Origin of the sequence: Solitalea lacus (assembly GCF_022014595.1) — a bacterium.
GTDB classification, from domain to species: Bacteria; Bacteroidota; Bacteroidia; order Sphingobacteriales; family Sphingobacteriaceae; genus Solitalea; species Solitalea lacus.
This window is the reverse complement of sequence record NZ_CP091740.1, coordinates 2087659-2107965: the sequence shown is the minus strand read 5'-3', so window position 1 is coordinate 2107965 and position 20307 is coordinate 2087659. Positions and strand designations below refer to the sequence as shown.

Genomic DNA, 20307 nt, shown 5'->3' with positions numbered 1-20307 from the left:
GCCTTTTCACACTTATTCACACTTACCCTACAATGAAATGAACACTTTATTAAATAACAGCTAACGTCTTTAATAAGCCTGTATTTTGTAAGCGAAACACAGGCTTGACGATTCTGCTAATGTATGTAAGCTTAATAAGAACCAAAATAGATGATCAGATTAACAAAATGGATTATTCCATGAAAATAGTAGCCAAATTTCATCGTATCCTATCCTATTATCGTGCTAATTCTTTATTCTAAGCTCAAAAATACCCATACCAGTTATTGAAATAGCCTCAGCTAACTGTAAGCCTTTACCCGTTTTTGCATTAATAACTTGAGTTGGTTTTAAGCTTTTCCACTGAATACCTGTTTGTTCAGTTGTTGACTCAGGATTAAATAGCCTGATCAGAAATCCTCCATCCTGTTGTGGAGTTATGCTGGTTACAACTATGTTAGCATTGCTCAATTCAAACAAGCTTTCTTTAAAACCTGTAGTAGAATTTACCGGTACAGCTAATAATGGTTGCGTAAATTCAGTCCCCATTTTTTCAGTTTCAGAATAGCTAAATTTTCCATGAGGTCTAAGTGCATACTTGTAATTCGTAACGCCCTCCTGATCTGCCTTATAATTGGTATGCCAGTAGTTATTCATTGCGTAGCTAAACCAAGTCGAAGTTGGCTTCCCTTCTTTTTTCCACTCCTTATGACTCGGTTGAACCGTTAAACGCTCATCAATCATTTGCCCTGGTTCAACCAATGGATTTTCACGCAGCATCCACTGCACACCCTTATCCGCTGTAGTAACATCCAACCATCTGCGTCCATACATATAGTCCATGTTAGACCCCGGAAGTTGATCAGTCAAATACCTTATAGAACCATAACCAGCATCCATAATTGTTTTGTCTAAGGTAGCGTTAAAAGGAAAACCGAAATGAACTGCTTCCTTGGTTCTGATTGCTTTTTTATCAATGATATTTTCAATTTGTACTTCCCCACTCTCTGCATACAGATTAATTCTTCTTTCCAGCCAATTGGCACCAGGAGCTGATGAATATAAACCAACCGATTTTAGGACAGGCCCATTCTCCAAAACTTTAACCTGCACATTACCATTAGAAACAGCATCGGCCGGGTTCAAACCTGGAACATACCAATAACTATTCAGTCCCTGGTTATTAAATGTGCCGGCAAAGTTGAAATCTGAAGACCCTAACTTTAACAAGCTTCCGTTTGTTTTATCCCATTGTACGCTTACTTTGCCATTAGCAAGAGAATTGTCAGTTAAACTGAATTGTGAAGTTTCATTTTTAGCCTCTGAGTTTGAGAGCTCATAAAATGATGCACCCAAAGCAGGAACGTCTTTAGCAATGAACACATAACTTCCGTTACTTAATTTTTGTAGCGGGTATAACTTACCTGAAGCACTTTTTACAGATTTACCACTAACACCTGAAGGAAGAACAACAAGGCCACTGCGTTTCCATGATAAAGTGTTAAACACTGCAATCATTTTAGAGTTGTTATTGCTTAAAGGCTGCAATAAATCTTTTTCCAGTGCATTAATTTCTGCATCTGCATCCAGCATAAATTGCTTTTTAATACGCCATTGCTCCGTAACAAAAGGAACATCCGGTTGTGTGGTGCTATTGTGGGCACCCCAGGTATGCTCATGAAACATGATCACATTTTTCCATGCTTCATAAAATCTTTGATTGTTATAGTTTTTAGGGCTTAGCATGGCGTAAAGATTGGTCAACTGCTGTAAACGTAAGCTATTAACCCTGTTTTTACCTTCCTCAGCGGCTGTTGAAACAGCACCATCTTCCCAATACGGAGAAATATCCCCTTTTACAAGCTGTAGTTGTGCCCCATACTTTTGCTCGAACTCCTCAAAAAGCTTATCCGTAGTATTCAGTACAATTTTTGGGGATGCATATTTTTTATTCCATTGATCAACAAAGCGGGAAATAGCAGTATCTATAGGTCCATTATCAGAAACGCAGTTATAGCGCCATTGCACCATATCGTAAGGATAATTATTATTATCCAACTCATTAAGATAGGCTGCAATTTTTCCTGGACCACGCTCAAACACTCCTCCAGGAGCCATACCATGCCATGATGAATACCCTTTGGCACCGGTCCAGAACAATACCTTCTCTTCTCCTGATGGAGAAGCCCACCAAACATGTTTATCACCCCAGGTTTTGACAAAATAACCTGCCCGGTCTCCCCAGTAAGGATGATTTTCTCCTAAAAAGTTAGGACCACTGGAGAAATAACGGACGCCCCCATTGGCCAATGCCGTCACGGTTGTCCAGGCAAAACCAGGCACATCCGAAATCATGGCACTATTAATTTTAAATCCGAACTCTTTTTTTAACTGTTGTGCATAATCCGTATAGTGAAACATTTCTTCCGGCTGGCTCAAACCCGTAAGTATATTTGCATACAAAGCCGATAACCCAATACTTCCGCTTTTCACCGCCTTAACAAACTTGTCTTTTTGTTCAGGTGTTGCTTGCTTTAGATAATTTTCAACGGCCCATAACGATTCTATGTTCCACTTAAACCTTGCTTCTAGTGGCAAATTTTTCGTTTGCTCAATCATTTGCAAGGCGTCATCAATATTTTTAAGATGGATTTTCAATACTTCCGGCTGGAGGTGAGAATATCCAATATCGGTGTGTGAATGATGAATAAAATGAAGGGTCCTTGGTTTTACTGGCTTGACCTGTACAAACTTATTTATCAGCGTCTTTTTTCCTACAGAAACATTAACCATCATACTATCCACTTTAGAGACAGCATTTACAGGAATATCGAACTTATTTATGCCATTTCGGATTGGAAAAGATAATGACTCTTTATTATTTAGTTTCACATTTAAATTCGCATCGGCACCAAAATGTAAGGCTGTAAGTGCAATTATTTGCCGGCCATCCTTCAACAAAAACGGACGAGGATAAACATCGGCCTTTTCTTCAAATGAGAACTTAAACACCATATACCAATCATTGCTATCTTGATTTTGGCCTACAATTTTAAGCTTAACCGGTACTCCTGCTTTTACTTTGCTCACAGGCAATCTCAAAAACGCAATTCCGTGAGCATCATTTGCACCATCTCTTTTGGTTTGCTGAAAGACCAATGCAGAACTATCTGCAGCGCTGAACTTCCAATTGGGTGCTTTGTGGTCAGGCAGCGTTGTAAAGGTCAATAACTTTTCATCGTTAAGGTATAAATCGAAGTGGCGAGTACCTTTGCTGGTACCGGAAGAATGTGCCGCTACCCAGCTAAAATAAACGTACTTTCCATTTACCTTTTGAGGAACCGGAGCAGTTTCCCAGGCAATTGCCTTTTGGCCATTTGTACATCTGGTAAGTAAGGCCATTGTTGCATACTCCGGGTATGCAGAATCATAACTTATGTTTTCGCCCGAAATTTCTTTTGCATAACCATTTACCCACTCTATCTTTCCGAAATACGGCACAGTTAATTGGGCATAAGAATTAACTGCCAGTATGGTCATGAAAAGTAACAAAACAACTTTCTTCATAGCTATTTTTATATATCTGAATGATTTTTAGTTCGAGACTTATTTAATTGTGTTTAAAGGTTCTAAGTCTTGCTGGGTTTTGTGCTTCCAGAAATGCTCTATTTCTTCTAAAGTTTTGCCTTTAGTCTCAGGAATTTTTTTCCACGAAAGAATAAATGCGTAAGCACTGAATAAAGCAAAAATCAAAAAGGTAACTGATGCTCCTACTTCATGCAGCATTAAAGGAAAAAACTGTCCGACAATCCAATTAGCGACCCAAAGGCTCATAGTAGAAATGGCCACAGCAACACCCCTTACATTTGTTGGGAATATTTCACTTATCACCACCCAGGTAACCGGACCAAAGGAAAAAGCAAAACAAGCAATGAATAAAATAATGGGAATTAATACTAAAAAGCTGGTGGTATTTAATGCAAATAATACCGCAGCCATAACCAGAGATATAACTGCTCCCCCAATACCCCATAACAAAAGCGGTTTTCTGCCTTTCTTATCAATAACATAAATTGCAACAAAGGTGAATAGCACATTCACAATGCCGATAGTTACTTGCCCGCCTAATGCTTCTCCGAGCTTAAAACCTGCCTTTTCCAGTATAGATGGACCATAGTAAATAATGGCATTAATACCGCTGAATTGCGACAAAGCAGCCAACAGAATACCTATAACAATTGGTTTCCTTAAACTTTGCTCAAAGACAGCACTAAGGTTTGTATTATTTTCTGAGCTTTCCAATGAACCAACAATCGCCTCTATTTCTGTTTCAGCATGAGCTGGACCAAAAATTTTTGTTAATACCTGCAGTGCTTCATTAGTTCTCTTCTTCATTGCAAGCCACCGTGGGCTTTCTGGCACGAACAAAATCATTAATAGAAAGAGCAATGCCGGAATTATTCCGGTTGCGAACATTCCTCTCCAGGACTCTTGATGAAAAACAAGTTGCAGCCAACCAGTTCCTTCTACTTTATTCCCTGATACGGATTCAATAGCGGCATTTGAAAAATAAGCAGTCAAAATACCAATGGTAATTGCTAATTGGTAATAAGTCACAAGCTTTCCTCTGGCGTGCGAAGGAGCTAATTCTGCAATATACATAGGACAGATTACCGAGGCTACCCCAATTCCCAAACCGCCTATTAATCTAAAAACAATCAGTGAAAAGGCACTTGGTGCTACTGCACAACCAATGGCCGAAATACCAAAAAGAAACGCTGAAAAAAGCATTACTTTTTTACGCCCCAATTGATCGCCCATTTTGCCGCTTATGGCAACTCCAACTATTGATCCTAGTAGGGCCGAACTAACAAACCACCCCTCCATTAAAGCATCCAAATTATATTGTTGCTTAACAAAGGCAATAGTTCCGGAAATAACTGCGGTATCAAAACCGAATAAAAATCCGCCTAGGGTTGCAGCAAGCGTAATTAATGTTAAAAAGCGTGTGTTTAAGGTTGAGTCTTTTTGCATTGGTTTTCTTAATTACTTATACAACATTCGTTTTTTACATAAGCTATCACTAAATAAGCTTTGTCATTATTTCTGTATCGAACCGTATATTCTTTTACCAATGCTGGAATAACAAACGTTTCGGCATAGTTAAAGACAGATGTTTTACCATCTACAATAACTTCTATTTCAGTTCCTTCAACCAGCATACAACAATGGCATTGCTCATCAGTAGCTATGGTTACATCATTAGTAAACTCATATCTGTCAACTGTGTAGAAATGCTCAGGATGTGTTGGAAGTTTAACCAATCTTCCATCGCTCCACTCTTTTACTACTGTAGGATGAGAAATAAGATTTGAAGGCACATAATCTCCCTTACGATCAAAATACAGGTTATTGAAGGCGTGCTCAATATTTATTGGACGAGGTTGGCCGTTGAGGTCTAATCGAAGCCAATCATACATTTTAAAAGTAAAGATGTAAGGGGTGCTGCTAATTTCCAGCACTAAATTGTTTTTGCCTGAAGCATGAACGGTGCCGTTAGGAATAAGAAACAAATCATGCTTATTGGCCGTGAATTTTTGAACATATTTTTCAACCGGCATCTCGATACCCTTGTTCTGCGCATCCAACAGCGCCTGTTTAAATTCCCCCGGATTGATATCATCCTGGAACCCTAAATAAACATCGGCGTCAGGTTCACAATCAAGTATATAATAAGTTTCATCTTGTGTGAAAGTTTCCCCAAAATTCTCCTGTATATATTGAGTTCTTGGATGGCATTGAATGGATAAATTACCACCGGCAAACGTATCTAGAAAATCGAAACGGATCGGAAACTCATTTCCAAACCTAGCAGCAGCTTTACCTAGCACTTTTCTGTTATTGCGGAATAAAAGAAAGTCAAATGAAACCTCTAACAGATGATTGTTACCATCTAACACAATTCCATTTTCAGGAGTTATTAACTCAAATGACCAGGCATAATTCACTTCATCCTGAACTAAGCCATCCAGCTTATTTTTCATCCAGTGACCACCCCAAATTCCTGCTTCAAACCACGGTCTTGCCCTAAAAGGTTGTTCCAGCATATCATCAAGTGTTCCTCTGAAATCCTCACCACTCATCCAGGTTATTTCGTTGATCCGCTGCTCATCAACTATATAATCGATTTTATTAAGCAATTCCTCTTTATGCTTGTTTAACACCGGCCAATCAACAAAATAATAACGTTTATACATTTGCTGATTTGAGCTCAACTCCTGTGATCCAAGGTTGGTAATACTCCGGGCCCGCATACGGTACTGAATTTCGTTTTTGGGAACATCTAAGTATATAATTGATCCTTGCCAGTTACTTAAGGCAGCTCCGGTACCATATACAATGCATAGATCAGCTTCCGGCTCCGGCTTTAATAACGCCAACTTCTTTTCATTGAAGAAATCTGTCAGTTGACCAGAATATCTCTTTCCAAATACCGGATCGTCACCATTTAAACTCGGTGCAACCATTTCGTTTATTTCTTCAGGTGTTTTCAGACATGCCGCTATATCATACCAAAACACCTTTTTATTATATTTATCGAAGCTTTGTTGCAACTCTTTACGGAATACCTCCCACAATACCCCTCCAAAACCATCAATAACAACGGTCTTTTCGTTTAATAAACCTTGGGCCAGTAAATCATGACCAATATTTATTGAGTTATTTGTTTTAAAGGATGGAAAGATGGTATAGGATTGATCAGACTTCAAGGTATTGGAAACAGGCAACAAAGGTTGGCTCGTTTTACGAACCTCATGAATGTCTTCTAAATATTGCTCCTGATTAAGTTGATTTAATTTTACTTCGCTCATTTTCTTTTTAGCAATAAGTGCAGCTCCAGTTAAAATGCACTCTTCTGTTTTATTACAATAAATAATCTCTAAATTCTCCAGCTTCTTTAATTCAGCCTTAAAAGCACTATCAAAGAGCAGTTTGGCATTGCTTATGTTTCCGCCAATAACAAGCGTATCACATTTAAATTTTTGCAGCCATGGGAATAAGAATGCACCCATATTAGACCCAAAATCCTTAAATATTGAAATTGCAATGTCATCCTTAGATTCTGCCAACTCTTTAACGGTAGCAACCTCTTTCTCCGACCTTACCTTATATTCTTTTAAAAACCAACGGGTTGAAAAGCAATCATCAGCATTAGAGTCTAGAAAAGGTTCATTATAAAAAGCACCAACTTCCGGTAAATCCGGGTGTTTATATAAGAGCTCCTCCCCTTCCATGAATGCTGAACCAAATCCGGTTCCAAGAGTAAGAAATACGGCCCTTTTACTATTAAGCTTCAATTGATAATGTGCTCCTACAGCAAAGCAATGTGCATCATTAGCAAAAACGAAGGGTATATTATGAAGTCCGGTAATATTTTTCAGTGCTTGTTGTACATGCAAGCCAAAAGTTGATTCAAACTTTCCGCCAACAAAGGCAATGTTGCTTACACCCTTTTCATAGTCGAAGGGACCAGGGAAAGCTATCCCTACCGCCCCAACATTTTCATCAAAAGCGGCTTTTTGGATGCTCTTTCCAATAGTACCTAAAATAGTAGCTGCACTGTCAAAAGCATTAATGTCATCTCTAAGGATCTTTTGACTAAACGGCGTACTAAAATCAATGATACTAGCCGAAACATGGCTTCCGCCCACATCAACCCCGATCAATTTTGTATTGTTCATTTTTTACTTTGTACGTTTAATTTCTATACTGTATGTAAACCAATCACTTCTGTAATAACAAACATTATATTCAACAGGTCTCCTTCCTGCATCGAGCACAACTCTCTTACGCTCCAAAACAGGTTCCCCTTCACTTATTTTAAGTATGTCGGCAATTTTTTTTGAGGCAGCAATAGCCTTTATTTCTTCTTGGGAATAAACAGGTACGATATTGTACTTCTTATCTAATGTTTCGTACAGTGGTTTTTCAAACGATTCTTGTTCCGAAATAGCTAAACGTGGGTGAAAATACGACTCGAAATAGACCATTGGACTTTCATCCGTACTGCGCACCCGTTTTAAACATAACACTTCAGTTTTCTCTTCAATTTGAAGTCCTTTGGAGACTTCATCATCTGCCTTTTTATTTTCAACCTTCAGCATCAAGTTCTTAAAAGATAAGCCCATGCTTTCCATCTCCTGAGTAAAACTCATCCAGTTATTAAGATTGGTACTGATCTTTTGGTTGGTAACTCTGGTACCCAATCTTTTCTTTCGTTCAAGCAAACCCTCTTTAACAAGATTATTTATTGCTTGCCGCAGTGTATTCCTTGAAATGCCCCAGCGTTGAGCCAAATCAGTTTCCTTGGGAAATAAGGCCCCTTTACCAAAATCAGGATGACGCATCAAAGCCCGTAAAGCATCTTCCGCCTGTTTATTTAACGGCACTTTACTGTCATGATCCAGCATAGGTATTTTGTGCATATGTTTGAACATATTACAAATATAAAAGACTGAATAACAAAATCAATAACCAATACCTAAATATAAACACTAGCTAGCGGATTGACGAATTGGCCACAATTTTGTATTGTTTTTACCGACCATAATAATAGCATCAAAAATGACTAGACATACCTATCCACTATTTGCTCTAATAATATTATTAATCCCTATTGGTTGCCAGAGCCGTCAACAAAACAAAGAAACTACAGACACAACAAGTCGAGTAATTTCGGCTCCTAAAAACCAAGCTACTCAAGCAGAGAAGTTGATAGGCAAATGGGTACAACCAATTCCCGGACAGGAAAGCCAGAAACAGGGTTTTCAATTAAATAGTGATGGAACTGCGAGTTCAATAAATATGCACACGCTCCTTTATGATAAATGGCAACTAAAAGGCGATACCTTGTTATTGTGGAATCATTCTGTAGGTGTTAAGAATCCAATTGCAGGTATAGACACCTGTATAATATACAATCTAACAGATTCCACGCTTATTTTAACTAGAAAACCAAGCTTGAAACTTAATTATACCCGAGAGAAATAAAACCTCTGACCATATAAGTGAGAGAATTCGGGAGAATGATTTTCGTCTATAAATAAAAAAGAGAAGCAGGAAACACTTCTCTTTTTTTGCCAAAGATATATCGTGATTAAATGTTACTCAGCTTACATTGAGCTTATATAGGCTCCGAAAGCATCAAGTCCAATTGATTGACAGACTCCAAATTTTTGCTGTTCATTCATCGATGCAATATTCCACTGATAAATATCATCAGCAACACCAACTAGCCTTCTAAACTGAGAAACGTATAGCTTATCCATTTCAAGACTGGTAAATTCTGGCTTGAATTGATTTGTTGCCAAATCTCTCGTTTTCCAGATGGCATCAGCAGTGGCTCTAATATTTTTATTGAAATCGATGCCCTTACCCGGACCCTTTAATTTTCCAAGATATCGCATCATTATACCACGACCAGCCAGGTAATCATTGCCAAACTCAGGCCCAAAGTTTGCCATGAAAGGAGCTTCCCTAATTATGCCATCAGAATTGCTGACCAATGCATTTTGGATCCCTTTGCTTAACAGATTGATATAGGTGAGGATGGATTTTTCGTAAACTTCAACCTTAAAGTCCGGATCAATTTTATTTTTTGAAATCCAAGATGCCAGATGGTTTTTAATCTCCAGCATATCATTAAGTGCCGCTAATAACATTCCCTGATCGCCAGTCCAAATCCAACCCTTTTCCCATGTAGGATGCGTTGTTTCTTTATAGTCAGAGCCTTCAAAAAAAGCCGTAGGTCGTTCCTGTACCAGGGCGCCTTCATTTACTATCATTTTAAGGTATTCATATTCCTTAAGTTTAAACCAGCTATTAAACCACATCCACTGACGATAAGCCATTTCAAGATATTTTTCATTATCAGCAATGTTTTCTTTTAAGGTTAAACGATAAATGCGGGTTGACAGCAGGAATAACAGAACATTAGTTACTGTATTTTTAACCCCCTTGCTCTGACCTTTGGCATCACCGTTCCTGCAACCATGCGGTACCGGCCTGGCAGAGGAAGTAAAATCATAAGCATGGGTTTTCTTCTGTTGCCAACATTGAATGCTGAGATCAAGATATTTATCTGCTAGCGCTTTATCGTTTATCCTTAATAAATGTTTTCTAGCATTCAGAGCCATCAAGCCCCACCATCCAAAATCATCTGCCCATAACCCACCCAGATCAAATGAGGAAAAGTACTTCAAATTTTCATCAAGCATTTCACCAATTCGATTTTGCATAGCTACAACTCCCGCATCTTTCGGCCATTTGTTGTGCATTGCATCTGCAAAAGTGAGGCAGGCATCAAATGTATTTCCTCGCTTCCAGAAATCATTAAAATTCCATACGGTTTCAAATCGCCTAAATGCTGCTAATGATTGATTTTTTATATTTTCTTCATAGCTATTACCATTATAAAACATAGCGCTTGCCATTTTACTGCAAGGAAATAATAACGTAAAAGCTGATGTCAGTTTTACAAATTCTCGTCTTTGCATTACTGTTTTGTTTAAAGTTTTTACAGGAAATTGATTGTTACGATTTGATAGCATGCCAACCTACAGCTCAGTGTCTATATTCACATGTATTTGAATCTCTCACAATATATAAAAGAGTAGTTAATTTTTGCATCAACTAATTGAAGGAATAGAATAAAGAAGATAGGATAAATATCAATATACTTTAATGTAAAAGCCTGGCGGGGAACCAGGCTTACATTTACAAATTTAAAAAACCAAAACCTTATACAAGATCAAATCCTATTATGAAATTAAAGTGAAATTTTGATTGCATATAAAAAATTTCATCTTATCGAAAGACGTTGAAAGAAGTATTTGACTTAAGCACAGTGTTGAAGTCAAAGCTGCATGCAAAATTATTGGCACGGAGGACGTCGATTTGTATAATAATTACCTGTCTATAACGAAAAATCCCAGCCTCTTTTGAAACTGGGATAAATATCAAAAACCTTTAACTTATTTCAGGACGTTCATTTGTTAGACTTATTCTTCTAAGTCTTTGTGAAACTGAATATTTCCTTCAGCAATATTAATAAGAGTCGGATTGATTGATGGATGACAATCGCAAACACTGTTAGCCACGGAACTTGATTGATTAAAAAGCGGAACACTTACCTGATCCACTGGGTCATTAGCGCCTTCTCCATTATCATCGGCTTTCCAAACAGCTCTTGCACCAGGGGTTTCACTATTGTCGCCTTCAACTCCTACAAACCAAGCCACATTATCAATTATCACCAGACAAGTAACATCACCATGACGATGTACACCAGTGATATGGTTTACATAATTAAATTCTCCAATATCACCCTCTTTTTTTTCACTATCACCATGAAAAGAAAATGTGAAGTTTAGGCTTTCATTTTGAACTAGAAGACTTCCTGCGGTAACTTTTCCACCTCTACAATGGCAACCACATTCATTAGATAATCCTTCATAGTCTCGATTAGAAGTTGCACTTGGTTTAGATTGTTCTTTACTGCATCCGCCGATCATTAAAATTGCAAAGGCAACGGACAGAATTAGAGAGAGCTTTTTCATAAATTTTAGATTTAAAGTTAAAAAATTTGTTTCCCTTAAAATACCCTGATTTTCGCTCTAAATCAACTTTCCTAATATTACTCCTATTGGGAATATTAGTTGTATATAACACTATTAATCAGTAAATTAATAAGGATAATTATTTTCCTTTATCTATATGAAAATATCATTACTTGAAGAAGTTAGGCAAATTTTAAAACTTCAGCGTAAAAGTTACCGAACTGAGCAGTCCTATTCTGATTGGATTTACCGGTTTATCGTTTTTCACGAACAGATTCCCCCATCTGAATTACGCGAGAAAGAAATTGGCTTATTCCTGCATTTTCTGGCGAAAGAACGCAATGCTTCCGTGGCAACACAAAACCAAGCACTTCAGGCAATCCTGTTTTTATATAAACATGTATTAAGGATAGAACTTAAAAATGCTTCTCTTTTAAGAACACGAAACCCCCAACGGCTACCAGAGGTGCTAAGTCGAAATGAAATAGGTTCGATCCTTAAGCAATTGAAGGGTGAGGTATGGCTGATGACTGCTTTGCTTTACGGCTGCGGTTTGCGTTTAAGTGAGTGTGTTTCGCTGAGGGTGCAGGATATAGATTTGAATCGAAGCAGGCTAACCATCGGACTGGATAAAGGGAATAAAGAACGGCTGTTAAGTTTGCCCGAAAGCATAAAAGTTCCACTTAAGGAGCATGTTGAAACACTTCGCCTTCGACACCAAAGGTGTCTAAGCAATGGTTTCTGTGGTGTGTCTCTTCCCAATGGAATGGAAAAACAGGCTATGCAAGCGCTCTGTGACTGGCAATGGTTTTATCTTTTTCCGGCCGACAAACCCTCTGTTGAGCCGGTGTCGGGTAAGATTACGTTACATCATCGCAGTGATAGCTTTCTTGAAAAGTCAATTAAGGAGGCTGTTAGTAAAACCAGTATTTCAGGGCGAATCAGCTGCAATGTATTTCGTCATAGCTTTGCAACTCACCTTTTAGAAAATGGGTACAGCATTCACACTGTTCAAACCCTTTTAGGACATTCTGATATTCGCACAACAATGGTCTACACGAAGGTGGCTAATTCAAAACTCCTGGTTCGGAGCCCTTTGGACGACCTGGATTAGCCGGTGTATATTTTTATTCCTGAAACTCGAAATACACCAATTCGAGCTTAAGATTTAATTTTTTATTCCCATTTGAACTTATCGTGATAAATATATTCCAATAATTTAGAATCAGTCTAAACAATAGGTATATTTATATGTTAAAAACCTAAAGGTTACTTAATTGCTATAAAATGAGTAATAAGAATAAAGATATAATCACCGAAATAACAGGTTCAGAGTATAAATATGGTTTTTATACTGATATCGAAATGGAAATGGCTCCAAAAGGCCTGAATGAAGATATTATCCGTTTTATTTCTGAAAAGAAGGAAGAACCTGAGTTTATGCTGGAATGGCGTTTAAAAGCATTCCGCTACTGGCAAACCATGGAAGAACCGAAACATTGGCCAAATATCACTTACCCTGCTATCGATTATCAGGCTATCAGCTATTATGCTGCACCTAAACAACCAATGAAATACAGCAGTTTAGATGAAGTAGACCCGGTATTGAGGGCTACCTTTGAAAAACTGGGAATTTCATTGGAAGAGCAAAAACGATTGTCAGGAGTTGCTGTCGACGCGGTATTTGATTCGGTTTCAATAGCCACCACTTTCAAAGAAAAATTGTATGATGCTGGTGTAATCTTTTGTTCAATCAGCGAAGCGATACAGGAACACCCTGAACTTATAAAAAAATACATGGGCACGGTAGTACCTCCTACCGACAATTTCTTCGCATCATTAAACTCTGCTGTATTTACCGACGGATCCTTTGTATATGTTCCTAAAGGCGTACGATGCCCTATGGAACTATCAACCTATTTCCGGATCAATGCCGAAAACACCGGGCAGTTTGAGCGGACGCTGATCATTGCAGATGAAGGTGCTTACGTTAGTTACCTGGAAGGCTGTACCGCTCCTATGCGTGATGAGAATCAGTTGCATGCAGCTGTAGTTGAGCTTATTGCACTTGATGATGCCGAAATAAAATATTCTACGGTACAGAACTGGTACCCGGGCGACAAGGATGGCAAAGGCGGAATTTACAATTTCGTTACTAAACGGGGAATCTGTTCTGGAGCAAACTCAAAAATTTCCTGGACACAGGTAGAAACCGGTTCTGCCATCACCTGGAAATATCCTAGTGTGATATTGAAAGGTGATAATTCAATAGGTGAGTTTTATTCTATAGCTGTAACCAATAACAAGCAACAAGCCGATACAGGCACAAAAATGATCCATTTAGGTAGTAATACACGTAGTCGTATAATTTCTAAAGGTGTAGCAGCTGGAAAAAGCAATAACACTTATCGAGGGCTGGTCAGAGCAGCAAAAAAAGCTGATAATGTCCGTAACTATACCCAATGTGATTCATTATTAATTGGAGACAAATGCGGCGCGCATACCTTTCCTTACATAGAAACCAAAAACAAAACGGCTCATATTGAACACGAAGCCACTACATCAAAAATTGGAGATGATCAATTGTTCTATTGCAATCAACGAGGAATTGGCCCGGAAGAAGCTGTGGGTTTGATCGTAAACGGCTATTGCCGCGAAGTATTAAACCAGTTACCAATGGAGTTTGCTGTTGAAGCTCAAAAGCTACTGGCGGTAAGCTTAGAAGGAAGCGTGGGATAAGGAGATTAGTCCTTACATAATTAACAAACCTCAAAACAGCTTTAAAAGATGTTGAAAATTAAAAATTTAAAGGCCGGAATTGGCGATAAAGAAATATTAAAAGGAATTAGCCTTCAAGTGAACCCGGGGGAAATTCATGCCATTATGGGACCGAATGGATCGGGAAAAAGTACCCTGGCATCAGTATTAGCCGGACGGGATACCTATGAAGTCACCGGAGGTTCAGTATACTTCAACAATCAAAACCTCTTGGAAATGGCACCCGAAGTAAGGGCCCGGGAAGGAATATTTATGGCATTTCAATATCCTGTTGAAATTCCGGGAGTAAGCTCTACTAATTTCTTAAAGACCGCATTAAACGAAATCCGAAAGCATAAGGGCCTTGAACCATTGGACGCAGTCGATTTTCTTAAACTGCTGAAGGAAAAAATGAAATTGGTAGAGATCGATAAGGCCTTACTTGGCCGTTCATTAAATGAGGGATTCTCCGGTGGGGAAAAAAAACGTAATGAAATCTTCCAGATGGCCCTTCTCGACCCAAAACTGGGCATCCTGGATGAAACCGATTCGGGTTTGGATATTGATGCCTTAAAATTGGTTGCAAACGGAGTTAATAAACTACGCAGAAGCGATAATGCCTTTATTGTCATCACCCATTATCAACGGCTTCTCCAATATATTATTCCTGATTTTGTGCATGTATTGCATCAGGGAAAAATTGTAAGATCCGGCACTAAAGAACTAGCATTGGAGCTAGAGGAAAAAGGCTACGACTGGCTTAAAGATGAGGTTTTAGTTGATCCTGAATAACCTTACGCATAATACTTATCAAAATGCTTACAACTGAAGTAACAGATATAAAATCGAAAGTAACAGCCTGGTTTGAAGCTTTACCGGATGGATTAGTTGCAGAAAAACAACGTAAAACCGCTTTGGCTAATTTTCTGGAAGTTGGCTTCCCAACTATTAAAAATGAAGACTGGAAGTACACTAGTGTCAATAAAATTGTAAACCTACCTTATGAACTCTCAAACGGCTTGGCTGATAACATTACTCAAAAAAATCTGTCTCAGTTTCCGTTTACCAACCTGGATGCTTACTATCTGGTATTTGTCAATGGTCATTACAATTCCAAGCTTTCTAACTGTCAACATACAGATAATACAATTACCATTTCTCATTTGCAGGATCAGGAAAATGAAAAACTTGTTGAAGAATATTACAACGGGGTTGTAAAAAACGATTCCGGTTTTGTCTCACTTAACACTGCATTGGCTACAGATGGCGCATTAATCCGGCTACCATCAGACAAAAGCCTGGACAAGCCCTTATTCCTGCTATTTATTGCGGACACAAGGATAAAAACGCCTTTAATTCAACCCAGAAATATAATAGTGACAGAACGGAATAACAATCTTCAATTGATTGAACTTTTTCTATCCATTGGAGACAATCAAAGCATGACCAATTCAATAACTGAAGTAATTTGCGGCGAAAACACGCATATTGACTACACAAAGATTCATTTGGAGGGAGATACAAATTACCATGTCGCCACCACTCAGTTTGCACTGCAAAAGGATTCTTCCGTCTCGAGCCATACCTTATGTATCAATGGTGGTTTTATCCGTAACAACCTAAATTTTATACTGAAGGATAAAAACTGTAATGTATTACTAAATGGACTATACATTCCGAATCAACAACAGTTTATAGACAATCATACAATGGTTGATCATGCCGCCCCCGAATGCTTTAGCAATGAATTGTACAAAGGCATTGTAAACGACGGCGCAACGGCTGTTTTCAATGGTAAAATTATGGTCCGACGTGATGCGCAGAAAACCAATGCTTACCAGCGAAATATGAACATCCTTTTAAGTGCTGAAGGCAGTGTTAATACCAAACCTCAACTGGAAATATTTGCAGATGACGTGCGTTGTACTCATGGCGCTACAACCGGGCAAATGGATGAAGAAGCGGTTTTTTATCTCCGATCAAGAGGACTCTCTGAAGAAAATGCCAGAAGGTTATTAGTGAATGCTTTTGTCGACGAAATTATAGAACAACTGAAAGTAGAGGAGTTAAAGAAAAAGTTAAAGAAACTGGTATCTGCCAAATTAACCCGGTAGATATTTAAACATTTCGGATCATAAAAAAATGCCAATCATGAAAGACCAACTTATTGAAGCTAAATACGATGTGGAAACCATCAGAAAGTTATTTCCGGTACTGGATCAGGAAATAAACGGCTACCCTTTGGTCTATTTTGACAATGCCGCAACTAGCCAAAAGCCACTTGAGGTAACTGATTCGCTATTAAACTACTATCACGCTGACAATGCTAATGTACACCGAGGCATACATACCTTAGCAGAAAGGGCCACCAGCGCCTTTGAAAAAACTCGTGAAACTGTAAAAGACTTTATAAATGCAGCAGAAAGTGAGGAGATAATCTTTACAAAAGGAACTACAGAAGGAATCAACCTGGTTGCTCAAACTTTTGGAAGAGTTAATTTAAATGAAGGTGATGAAGTGATCATTTCAACCATGGAGCATCATTCCAATATTGTACCATGGCAGATGATCTGCGATGAAAGAAAAGCTAAGCTCATAATTCTTCCCATTACTAAAGAAGGTGAACTGATTATAGAAGCATTTGAGGAGTTGATTTCGACCAAAACCAAAATCGTGGCAATCGTTTATGCATCAAACTCATTGGGAACAATAAATCCTGTACAAAAAATAATTGAACTATCTCATAACGCAGGAGCCAAAGTTTTGCTTGATGCAGCCCAAGCTGCCGCTCACCTGGAAATAAATGTACAGGAGTTGGATACTGATTTCCTTGTATTTTCCGGCCACAAAGTTTACGGTCCTACAGGAGTAGGAATACTGTACGGAAAAAGAGCATTACTCGAGGCCATGCCTCCATATCAAGGTGGTGGGGAAATGATCCGGGAAGTAACTTTTGAGAAAACTACTTACAATGACCTCCCCTATAAATTCGAAGCGGGCACCCCTAATATTGCCGATGTAATTGCCTTGCAGGCAGCTATTCATTTCATTAATAAAACAGGAAAGACTGCAATGGCCGATCACGAACACCGCCTGTTGATTCGCGCCACTGAAGGATTGCAGCAAATTCCGGAGGTAAAGTTGATAGGAACCGCCAAAAACAAAATCGGAATAATTTCATTTTTAATAGATGGCATGCATCACTTAGATGTGGGTATAGTGCTAGATGCCAAAGGTATTGCCATACGTACTGGCCATCATTGCACCCAACCTCTTATGAATTTCCTTGGGATTGAAGGCACCTGCAGAGTTTCGTTTGCCGCCTATAACACCGAAAGGGAAGTTGATTTCTTTTTGGAAAGTGTGGCCCGAATTATTGCAAGGAGGAAATGAAAATGTTTAAAGCAATAAATGATATACAGGAAGAAATAATTGAAGAATTTTCATTTTTAGGTGACGACAGGGAAAGCGCTATCTTCTATATAATGGAGTTGGGTGACAAGCTCCCTCCCCTTGATGATCGTTATAAAACAGAAGAATTCATTGTGAAAGGCTGCCAGTCAAAGGTTTGGCTGACAACTGATTTTAAAGATGGAAAAGTCATTTTCAAAGCCGACAGCAATACAGAAATTACTAAAGGGTTAATCAGCATGCTAATTCGTATATGGAGCGGACGCTCCCCTGAAGCGATTCTAAATACAAACTTATATTTTATCGATAAGATCGGCATGAAAAGCATGGTCGGTTCTCAGCGGTCAAATGGGTTTGCTGCTATGATTAAGCAAATGAAATTGTACGCTCTTGCTTATCAAACCAAGGAAAGTCTAAATTAAGTGGCTTTGATAATTATAATAAGCTAATATTCCCGACATGACCACAAATCAACATAAAACGTTCGTAGAGGTACAAATGGAAGCTATTGAAGCCATAAAAACCTGTTATGACCCGGAAATCCCTGTCGATATTTACGAACTGGGTTTGATCTATGAGATAAAGGTCTCCATTGATTTGAATGTCCACGTGATTATGACGCTGACTTCGGCATTTTGCCCCGCAGCCCAAACATTACCAGCCGAAGTTCAACGAAAAGTAGAAGCTATTGAAGAGGTAAAAAATGTAACCGTTGAAGTAACCTTCGATCCTCCATGGACGCAAGACATGATGAGCGAAGCTGCAAAACTTGAATTAGGTTTTTTGTGACAAAAGCATCCTTTTGAGAAAAACGACCAACAATAAATTGAGAATCCTACGCCTATGACCGGTGTCCCCCCTCCTACCATCTTCTTACTTGCAAGTCGAAGCGGGAATTGTATAATCTTCCTCGTAAAAACTTTACGTCGCTCAACGATTAAGACATCAAAGCTGGATACTTAAGTGGAGCTATTTTATTATTAAGAACTCATTTTAAAAGTACTTTCTGAAAAATTCAAAAGCATTATATTGAAATATTCTTTGTACTACTTCTGCTGGTTCAATTCGGTTGTAATTGTTCTTTAAAACAGTATTTGGATCGTTGAAAAAATTGAATGCATGACGTTCTGTGTACTGCACTAGATCGTCCATTTCTTCTTCTGTCCAAAACATATTTATTGGATCTATAATACCATCAAAATCACTTCCAATAGCAATACAATCCCAAGCAAAGAGATCATTCTTGTCTAGCAACTGAACGATGTGCTGAATATTGTTCCATACCATTTTACTATTCGAATGTTTACGTTTACTTGCGGATGCAAATTCTAAACGCAAGGAATTTTTAAATCGTTTTGAGGCGATTCTCCTTTCATCCAGCTGAAGACCGATGACGCCACCACTTTTTGCAATTTCAAGAATCTCCTCATCATAAAAGTTAATATCCCCATCGAACATCCGCGATGCAGTTAGTTCAAGACCTGGTGTAGGATTAGGATTTTCACCGCTTTGCTTACCATTACAAGCTCCGTGACTGGCAATCAAAGGAAATTTCTTCATAGCGTAATCTGCAGCATGCTCCGTTTTAAGGAAATTAATATATTCCTTCCTGGCTAAGTAGCTCATATGCTTGATATCAACAAGAATTCTTTTGCCATCAGTATTATCAATTAGCTTTTTTAAAACTTTCCATCCGAGCTCAGTAAACCCGGTATTCATGCCTGGTTCCTGGTTAGTCATCAAATCCTGAAAAAAATCAGAAAGGCTTTCCGCATGGCCACACAAATCGTTGTAAAAGTGATGCGCAAATGTGACAAAAAAGGGCTTGTACTCCCAATTTTTTAATTTATCAAGATTTTCTAATATCTTAACTTCATCTGGAGGATTTCCATTTCCGGCATTCAGATCATGCAGTCCTTCAATTGTTACAATGACATAAATTGTTTCAACTCCAATATTGTTTTCATTTATCTGCATGGCCTCCTGAAGGTCAATAAAACTTTTTACCATTACATACTTTCGCCTTATATCGCTAAAACTGATTTCTTTATCATGTAATTGCAGGTAATAGTTGTATTCTCCTACCAGGTCAGAGAAATAATCATTATTAGCCTGCAAAAACTGTATCCGTGCAGGTCCAAGACCTGAAATTAGATTAGCAAGAAAATCAGCCGCTAACCCAGTTCCAATAGTTAACCTTACAAACCCTCTTTCTACTGAATATAAAGAAGCACATATACATCTGGCACTACCATAAGACAAAGCGGTAAAGTTACTTTGTGAAAATTTTGTCAAACCCAGTGTTCGCTGAGCAAGCCTGTCTCCAAAAGTAGGTGGGTCATAGTGCCAAATTGAATGTTTTTGTTGTTTATTAGTAGTATTTTGACCAGGAGTATCGGTAGAAAAGCTTTTCCCATAAGCCCTCATCCCTGGGTGACAGTGAAGATCAATATAAAAGGTTTTCATCGGTAATTACTAATTGAATGCTTATAAACTAAGGTTTTTACATTTTGCTCTAATTTTTTTTACCAGGATAGAATTA

The 20307-nt window shown here is 38.4% G+C and carries 15 protein-coding genes; 8 read left to right on the top strand and 7 right to left on the bottom strand.

Annotated elements, in window-relative coordinates:
• Positions 1-225 precede the first annotated feature (225 nt).
• Genes L2B55_RS08945 through L2B55_RS08930 form a run of 4 tightly spaced genes read right to left on the bottom strand, consistent with a single transcriptional unit; the run spans position 226 to position 8465 of the window.
• Positions 226-3546 (bottom strand): glycoside hydrolase family 38 N-terminal domain-containing protein, encoded by a 3321-nt coding sequence (locus tag L2B55_RS08945; protein WP_237850192.1) that lies wholly within the window; start codon positions 3544-3546, stop codon positions 226-228.
• A gap of 39 nt (positions 3547-3585) precedes the next feature.
• Positions 3586-5013: a sugar porter family MFS transporter gene (locus tag L2B55_RS08940; RefSeq protein WP_237850191.1), complete on the bottom strand. Its 1428-nt coding sequence runs from the start codon at positions 5011-5013 to the stop codon at positions 3586-3588.
• A gap of 8 nt (positions 5014-5021) precedes the next feature.
• Entirely contained in the window at positions 5022-7721 is a 2700-nt protein-coding gene (locus L2B55_RS08935; RefSeq protein ID WP_237850190.1) for an ROK family protein, read from the bottom strand.
• 3 nt (positions 7722-7724) lie between these two features.
• Entirely contained in the window at positions 7725-8465 is a 741-nt protein-coding gene (locus L2B55_RS08930; protein WP_237850189.1) for a GntR family transcriptional regulator, read from the bottom strand.
• 139 nt (positions 8466-8604) lie between these two features.
• Here L2B55_RS08930 and L2B55_RS08925 point away from each other — a divergent pair, with 139 nt between their 5' ends.
• Positions 8605-9030, top strand: a complete 426-nt coding sequence (locus L2B55_RS08925) for a lipocalin-like domain-containing protein (protein ID WP_237850188.1) — start codon at positions 8605-8607, stop codon at positions 9028-9030.
• A gap of 122 nt (positions 9031-9152) precedes the next feature.
• Here L2B55_RS08925 and L2B55_RS08920 read toward each other — a convergent pair whose 3' ends face one another.
• Together L2B55_RS08920 and L2B55_RS08915 are read right to left on the bottom strand one after the other, a co-directional pair.
• Entirely contained in the window at positions 9153-10535 is a 1383-nt protein-coding gene (locus L2B55_RS08920; protein ID WP_237850187.1) for a glycoside hydrolase family 76 protein, read from the bottom strand.
• Positions 10536-11039: 504 nt separating this feature from the next.
• Positions 11040-11597: a hypothetical protein gene (locus L2B55_RS08915; protein WP_237850186.1), complete on the bottom strand. Its 558-nt coding sequence runs from the start codon at positions 11595-11597 to the stop codon at positions 11040-11042.
• A 157-nt stretch (positions 11598-11754) separates the two neighbouring features.
• Between L2B55_RS08915 and L2B55_RS08910 the strand changes: the two genes are divergently transcribed.
• The 7 genes from L2B55_RS08910 (at position 11755) to L2B55_RS08880 (ending at position 18554) form a co-directional block, all read left to right on the top strand.
• The gene (locus tag L2B55_RS08910; protein ID WP_237850185.1) at positions 11755-12711 is read left to right on the top strand and encodes an integron integrase; all 957 of its coding nucleotides are present in this window, start codon (positions 11755-11757) and stop codon (positions 12709-12711) included.
• Positions 12712-12884: 173 nt separating this feature from the next.
• Positions 12885-14336 (top strand): Fe-S cluster assembly protein SufB, encoded by a 1452-nt coding sequence (gene sufB, locus L2B55_RS08905; protein WP_237850184.1) that lies wholly within the window; start codon positions 12885-12887, stop codon positions 14334-14336.
• 48 nt (positions 14337-14384) lie between these two features.
• Positions 14385-15146 (top strand): Fe-S cluster assembly ATPase SufC, encoded by a 762-nt coding sequence (sufC, locus tag L2B55_RS08900; RefSeq protein WP_237850183.1) that lies wholly within the window; start codon positions 14385-14387, stop codon positions 15144-15146.
• Between the two features lie 23 nt (positions 15147-15169).
• Positions 15170-16468, top strand: coding sequence for a Fe-S cluster assembly protein SufD (gene sufD / locus L2B55_RS08895; RefSeq protein ID WP_237850182.1), 1299 nt, complete (start codon positions 15170-15172; stop codon positions 16466-16468).
• A gap of 37 nt (positions 16469-16505) precedes the next feature.
• Positions 16506-17747: an aminotransferase class V-fold PLP-dependent enzyme gene (locus L2B55_RS08890; RefSeq protein ID WP_237850181.1), complete on the top strand. Its 1242-nt coding sequence runs from the start codon at positions 16506-16508 to the stop codon at positions 17745-17747.
• A gap of 2 nt (positions 17748-17749) precedes the next feature.
• Entirely contained in the window at positions 17750-18187 is a 438-nt protein-coding gene (locus L2B55_RS08885; RefSeq protein ID WP_237850180.1) for a SufE family protein, read from the top strand.
• Positions 18188-18224: 37 nt separating this feature from the next.
• Positions 18225-18554 (top strand): iron-sulfur cluster assembly protein, encoded by a 330-nt coding sequence (locus L2B55_RS08880; protein WP_237850179.1) that lies wholly within the window; start codon positions 18225-18227, stop codon positions 18552-18554.
• A gap of 204 nt (positions 18555-18758) precedes the next feature.
• Here L2B55_RS08880 and L2B55_RS08875 read toward each other — a convergent pair whose 3' ends face one another.
• Positions 18759-20231 (bottom strand): membrane dipeptidase, encoded by a 1473-nt coding sequence (locus L2B55_RS08875; RefSeq protein ID WP_237850178.1) that lies wholly within the window; start codon positions 20229-20231, stop codon positions 18759-18761.
• Between the last annotated feature and the right edge of the window lie 76 nt (positions 20232-20307).